At 71.9% G+C, this 6,718-nt stretch carries 5 protein-coding genes; 3 read left to right on the top strand and 2 right to left on the bottom strand.

From position 1 onward, the window contains the following. Nucleotides 1–241 (top strand): helix-turn-helix domain-containing protein (locus D180_RS20495; protein ID WP_043091464.1); only part of this gene is annotated, 241 nt, incomplete at its 5' end. 51 nt (nt 242–292) lie between these two features. Here D180_RS20495 and D180_RS20490 read toward each other — a convergent pair. Further along, nucleotides 293–1,651, bottom strand: a complete 1,359-nt coding sequence (locus D180_RS20490; protein ID WP_043091465.1) for a HAMP domain-containing sensor histidine kinase — start codon at nt 1,649–1,651, stop codon at nt 293–295. 213 nt (nt 1,652–1,864) lie between these two features. Here D180_RS20490 and D180_RS20485 point away from each other — a divergent pair, with 213 nt between their 5' ends. Further along, on the top strand, nt 1,865–4,210 hold the full coding sequence (locus tag D180_RS20485; protein ID WP_017914238.1) for a YadA-like family protein: 2,346 nt from the start codon (nt 1,865–1,867) through the stop codon (nt 4,208–4,210). Nucleotides 4,211–4,273: 63 nt separating this feature from the next. After that, a complete protein-coding gene (locus tag D180_RS20480; RefSeq protein WP_017914237.1) occupies nt 4,274–6,160 on the top strand; it encodes a S8 family serine peptidase in 1,887 nt (628 codons plus the stop codon). Between the two features lie 301 nt (nt 6,161–6,461). On the opposite strand, the gene D180_RS20475 is transcribed toward D180_RS20480, so the two are convergent. Continuing rightward, nucleotides 6,462–6,718, bottom strand: a 257-nt coding sequence (locus D180_RS20475; protein WP_043091463.1) for an ankyrin repeat domain-containing protein, incomplete at its 5' end; no start/stop codon positions are given.

Raw genomic sequence — 6,718 nt, 5'->3', positions numbered from 1 at the left:
CGCCGCCGCGCTGACCGGCAGCGAACGCCGGCTGTGCCTGCGCCTGCTCGAGCAACCGGGCCTGCTGGTGGCGCGCGAGGCCTTGATCGCCGCGCTCACCGACCGCGTGTACGACTTCGACGCGCACCGCCTGGATTCGATGGTGCACCGCCTGCGCAGCAAGGTGCAGCGCCGCTGCGGCGAGCCACTGCCGCTGGCCGCGGTGCACGGCAAGGGCTACATCTTCGATCCCGCCGGCTGACGCGCACCGCGCGCGCGCGGCGCCGCGGCGCACAGACCTTCCGGGCAGGCGCTACATCGCCACCGCATCGGCGTGCGGCAGCACGATGCGGAAGCGCGTGCCCACGCCCACCGTGCTGTGCACCTGGATTCGGCCGCCGGCGCGCACTACCAGGTCGCGCACCACCGCCAGGCCCAGGCCGGTGCCGCTGTCGGCGGGCTTGGTGCTGTAGAACGGCTCGAACACCTGCGCGGCCACCTCCGCCGGCATGCCGTGGCCGTCGTCGGCGACCTCGATGACGGTGCCCTCGTCCTCGCTGGATACGGCGATGTCGAAATGGCCGCGGTCGGCGATCGCGTCGCGGCTGTTGGAGGCCAGATTCAGCAGCATCAGGTCGAACTGGCTGCGCTCGAAACGAATCGCCGCCGGCGCCGCCGGCAGCGCGCAGCGCAGCACGATCCGCGCTTCCAGCAACTGCCGCAGCATCGGCTGCAAGGCCTCCACCGCGGCCGCGGCGTCGAAGCGTTCGACATGCTCGGCGTCGCGGCGGCTGAAGCGCAGCAGCCGGCGCACGATGGTCATGCCGCGCTCGGCCGATGCCTCCACCGCCGCCAGGCTGTCCTCCAGCTGCGCGATGCGCTGCGCGTCGCTGGTCAGGTCGTCGTCGTGGCGCGCGGCGGCGAAGCCGGACATCACCGCCAGGATGTTGTTGAAGTCGTGGGCCAGGCCGCTGGCCATGCGCTCGGTGATCTCGCGTTTCTGCGCGTGGATCAGCTGGGTCTGTGCGCGTTCGCGTTCCTGCATCTCCTGCTGCAGGCGCTGGCCGCGCGCGTTGGATTCGCGCAGGCTCTCGCGCAGCGCCTCGGTGGTGCGGTCCAGCAGCAGCGCCACCAGCAGGTAACTGAACAGCACCGGCAGCACGTTGAACAGCGCCTGCGCCGGCGCGCCGGCCAGTTCGGCCAGCGCATCGCGGCCCACGCCGACGCCGAGCATCAGCAGCAAGGCGACGAAGGTGACCCACAGCGCGCGGCGCCCCAGCACCAACCCGGCCAGGATCAGCACCAGCATCTGCGCCAGTTGATCCGGCAACTGCCGCTGGAAGCCGTGGATGGCGGCGTTGACCAGCAACGAGCCGAGCATCGCCCCGAGCAGCAGCCGCACGCCGCCGCGCAGGGCGCCATGGCGCACGCGCACGAAGCCGATCGCCGCGCACACCCCGATCAGCAGACTCATGGTCAACGAAATCAGCATGCCCGGCGGCAGCGGCTGCCCGCGCAGCTCCGGCCAGGCCAGCACCACCGCCACCACGATCGTGGCGGGAATGGTCACCGCCAGGAACAGCAGCAGCAACTGGATCACCCGCGCATTGCGCCGATCCACCTCGTCCACCAGCGGCGCGCGGCCCAGCCAGTTCCAGAACGCCTTCGCCATGCCGCCGTGCTCCATTCCCGTTCAGTGAGAATCCGATGATGATCATGCGAGAACTTGCAGGTGACAAGCCGGTGACGGCGGGCCTAAGTTCGCATGACGGAACACGCCCGGGGACGACGGCGCTGTTTCCAGACCACTCCAGACCGATGCGGAGGCGCACACGCGCCGCCGACGTCACCTTCTGCCCTGCCGTTTTTTCAGCCCGAGATCGCCATGAACGCATGCTCTTCCCTGCGCGGCACCGCCGCCCGTCATCCGATTCCCCGCGCGTACAGCACCCTGGCCCTGGCCTGCGCGCTGTGCCTGTCGTCGACGGCGATGGCGCAGACGCCCACCCCCAGCACCGCGACGACCGCCAGCACCCAACCCGCCACCGGCACCGACGCTACGGCCAGCGACGCCAGCGCCACGCCGGCCGCGACCACCTACGACCCCAGCGTCTACTTCAAGGCCACCGGCAGCGCCGACAGCAACGCCGGCGCCGACGCCGACGGCGACGAAGCGCTGGCCGCCGGCGAGGCCGCCTCGGCGGTCGGCACCGGCACCATCGCGCTCGGCGGCGGTGCGGTCGGCTACGCCAACCACGCGGTGGCGGTGGGCCACAACAGCCTGGCCACCGAGGTCTCCACCACCGCCGTCGGCGGCATGCTCGACCTGGATTTCTCCTACCAGCCCAACGGCGTGGTGATCCTGCAGCAGACTTCGGCCACCGGCGTGGCCGCCACCGCGCTGGGCGCCGGCGCCCAGGCCAGCGGCAAGTACAACGTGGCGGCCGGCGCCGGCGCGATCGCCAGCGACCGCTCCAGCGTCGCCGTCGGCGGCATCGTCGACGTGGGCGAGGAGATGAGTCCGGGCTTCGGCGCCGAAGGCACCCAAATGCAGGCCACGCAGGCCACCGGCCCGCTGTCCACCGCGCTGGGCGGCGGCGCGCTGGCCACGGCCTACAGTTCCACCGCGGTCGGCGCCCTGGCCGAAGCCAGCGCCAACCGCACCGTCGCCGTCGGCACCACCGCGGTGGCCAACCAGTACGCCGCCGTCGCGGTGGGCGCGCAGAGCCAGGCCACCGCCGAGTGGGCCACCGCCTTCGGCAACGGTGCACGCGCCTGGGGCACCCACAGCGTGGCCATGGGCCCCAGCGCGTTCGCCCAGAACGACGACGCCACCGCGGTCGGCCCGGCCGCGTTCGCCGGCGGCGTCGGCTCCACCGCGCTCGGCAACGGCTCCTGGGCCGGCGGCACCCGCAGCCTGGCTCTGGGCGGGGGCATGGTGTGGAACGGCAACTTCTTCCTCGATACGCCGGTGCTGTTCTACGACAGCATCGCCATCGGCACCAAGTCCGATGTGTTCGGCGACCAGTCGATCGCGATCGGCCCCGGCGCGCGGGTCGGCAACTCGCAGTTCGTCAACGACAAGCAGACCATCACCAACAACAGCGTGGCGCTGGGCGCCGGTTCGGTCGCCGAACGCGACAACACCGTGTCCATCGGCGCAGCGGGCGCCGAGCGCCAGCTCACCAACCTGGCCGCCGGCACCATGGATACCGACGCGGTCAACCTGGCGCAGCTGCGCAACGTCGCCGCCGCGTTCGGCGCCGGCAGCGTGGTCGACGCCAACGGCAACCTGATTGGCGGCAATTACCTGGTGCAGGGCACGCACTACACCGACCTGGGGTCGGCGATGGGCGCGCTCGACACCGCCCTCACCGGCTTCGGCAACCGCCTGAACACCATCGGCGGTTCCGGCGGCATCAGCGTCGGCGGCGGCGACGGTGCGGCGAGCGCGCCGAGCACCGGCGCCGGCACCAATGCCGTGGCCGTGGGTTCCGGGGCCACCGCCAACGGCAACAACGGCCTGGCGATGGGCGCGCAGTCGCTGGCCTATGGCCCCAACGACACCGCCATCGGCGGCAACGCCACGGTCAATGCCGACGGCAGCACCGCGGTCGGCGCCAACGCCCGCGTCGCCGCGGTGGCGACCAACGCGGTCGCGCTCGGCGAGAGCGCCAATGCCTCGGCCGCCTCGGCCACCGCGCTCGGCCAGGGCGCCTCGGCCAGCGCCGCCAATTCGGTGGCGCTGGGCCAGGGCTCGGTCGCCAACCGCGCCAACACGGTCTCGGTGGGCAGCGCGGGCAACGAACGCCAGGTCGCCAACGTCGCCGCCGGCAGCGCCGACACCGACGCGGTCAATGTGGCGCAGATGCGCGCCGGCAACAGCGCCACCCTGAGCAGCGCCAACGCCTACACCAACACCCGCATCACCGCGCTGGACGACAGCTTCAACCAGTTGCGCACCGACACCGAGCATCGCCTCGACGGCATGGACCGGCGCATGGACCGGCTCGGCGCGATGAGCGCGGCGATGCTCAACATGGCGGTCAACGCCGCCGGTACGCAGAGCCCGCGCGGGCGCGTGTCGGTCGGCGCCGGCTTCCAGGGCGGGCAGCAGGCGCTGTCGGTCGGCTACGCCCGCAAGATCGGCGCGCGCGCCTCGTTCAGCCTGGGCGGCGCCTTCAGCAGCGGCGAGTCCTCGGCCGGCATCGGCGTGGGCATCGATCTGTGACGTCACGCGGCGCCGCGCGCGCCGCCGTTTTCTTCTTCTCACCTCTCTTTCCAGGATCCGCAGATGATGTCTTCCAATACGCTCGCCGCTGCCCTCGCCGCCGTCCTGTTCGCCGGTGGCGCGCAGGCGGCCTCCCCCACCATCGGCCTGGGCGGTGTGCAAGGTCCGGTGCCGCAATCGGCCAGCGCCAACGACCTGGGCCAGCGCTTCATCGTCAAGACCCGTGACGGCGGCACACAGGCGCGCAGCCTGCTGGCCAGCACCCTCAGCAGCGCGGTGGCGCGCAGCGGCATGCAGCGCGCGCAGATCGGCAGCAACGGCCTGACGCTGCGCAGCGCAGTCAGCGCCAAGGTGCTGCGCGACATGGCGGTGCCGGGCTGGCATGTGGTGCAGACCTCGCGCCACCTCAGCGACAGCGAGCGCACCGCCTTCATCAACGAGCTGAAGGCCGATCCGTCGGTGGTGTCGGTGCAGGTCGATCGGCTGTACCGGCGCCTGGACGAGGCCAGCGTGCGCCTGCCGGCCGCCATCGCGGCCGCCGCCTCCACCACCCCCAACGATCCGGCCTACGCCAAGCTGCAGTGGAACTTCCACGACCCGGTCGGCGGGGTCAACGCCGAGCAGGGCTGGACCCGCTCCACCGGCAAGGGCGTGGTGGTGGCGGTGGTCGATACCGGCGTGGTCAAGGACAATCCGGATCTGGCCGCCAACGTGCTGCCCGGCTACGACATGATCACCGACCACCGCGTCTCGCGCCGCGACACGGACGGTCGCGTGGCCGGCGGCTACGACCTGGGCGACTGGGTGGAAGCCGACTACTGCACCGCGCTGGGCGCGTCCGGCAATGCGCCGGCGCCGAGTTCGTGGCATGGCAGCCATGTCTCCGGCACCATCGCCCAGGTCACCAACAACAACCTGGCCACGGCCGGCCTGGCCTACGACGCCAAGATCGTGCCGGTGCGCGTGCTCGGCTCCTGCGGCGGCTTCGGCAGCGACATCGCCGACGGCATGCTGTGGGCCGCGGGCCTGCCGGTGGCCGGCCTGCCGACCAACCCGAACCCGGCCGAGGTGATCAACATGAGCCTGGGCAGCGGCGCGCCGGACACCTGCCCGCAGATCTACCAGGACGCGATCGACCAGATCAACGCCAAGGGCACGATCATCGTGGTCGCCGCCGGCAACTCCAACGCCAATGCCTCCACGTACACCATGTCCTCCTGCAACGGCGTGATCAGCGTCGGCGCCTCGCGGGTGAACGGCGGCCGCGCCAGCTACTCCAACTACGGCACGCGCGTGGACATCGCCGCGCCGGGCGGTGGCGGCGACGTCGACGGCAACCCGAACGGCTACATCTTCCAGGTGATCAACGGCGGCACCCAGAGCCCGACCGGCGACTGGCAGATCGGCGGCATGGCCGGCACCTCGATGGCCTCCCCGCACGTGGCCGCGGCGGTGGCGATGGTGCAGAGCGTGGCCAAGACGCCCTTCAGCTGGACCGGCATGCGCGACCTGCTGCGCGCCAGCGCGCGGCCGTTCCCGGTGGCGATCCCCACCAGCACGCCGATCGGCGCCGGCATCCTGGACGTGGACATGCTGCTGCAGATGGCCACCACCCCGCCGTGCGATCCGTCCGACAGCAGCTGCGTGCCGCCGACCAAGACCCTGGTCAACAAGGTGGAGATGCGCGGCATCGGCAGCCAGGGCGGCGACGCGCTGTACAGCTTCCAGGCCGCGGCCGGCACGGTGGTCAGCTTCATGACCTTCGGCGGCACCGGCAACGTGGCGATGTACGTGTCGGCGGGCAAGACGCCGACCAGCAGCAGCTACGACGCCCGTTCCACCCGTGCCGGCACCACCCAGGCGGTGCGCCTCACCCCGTCCAGCGCCACGACCTACTACGTGCGCCTGAGCGGCAGCTACAGCGGCCTGACCCTGGTCGGGCGGCAGTAACGCCCGATCGCGCGGCGGCGCCGTTCGCCGCCGCGCCACGTGCGCGGGAGGAGAACCTGCCGCAGCGGTTCCGAAAGCAGCGACGTGCCTACTATGACGCAATTCGCCCGCCTTCCGGCGGGCATTTTTTTGCTGGATGGTGCACGGCGGTGCGGCGCGAGACCGCAAGCCCCTCTCCCACCGGGAGAGGGGTTGGGGTGAGGGTGCGGCACGAGGCGCGGTGCAATGGGCGAGGCGAGGCGGCGCCCGACCCTCATCCGGCCCTCCGGGCCACCTTCTCCCGGTGGGAGAAGGAAAAGCGCTAGCGGCTTTCGCGCAGGAACCGGGCCATCGACGACACTCCCGGCAGCGCCGGCTGGAACTGCCCGGCGACGTCGACGAAGCCGCGCATCACCGCGATCTCGCGCGGGGTGCGGTTCAAGGTATCGCGCAGTTCCGGATCGGCACCGGCGCGCAGCAGGCGCTGCACCAGCAGCGGCAGGCCGTGCAGCGCGGCCAGGTGCAGCGGGCCGAAGCCGCGCGGATCCTGCACCTCCAGGCTGACCTCCTCGTCGAGCA

Source organism: Xanthomonas sp. SHU 166 (assembly GCF_000364685.1).
GTDB lineage: Bacteria > Pseudomonadota > Gammaproteobacteria > Xanthomonadales > Xanthomonadaceae > Xanthomonas_A > Xanthomonas_A sontii.
Note: the sequence above shows the minus strand (reverse complement) of the source record. Positions and strands in the feature narration are given on the sequence as shown.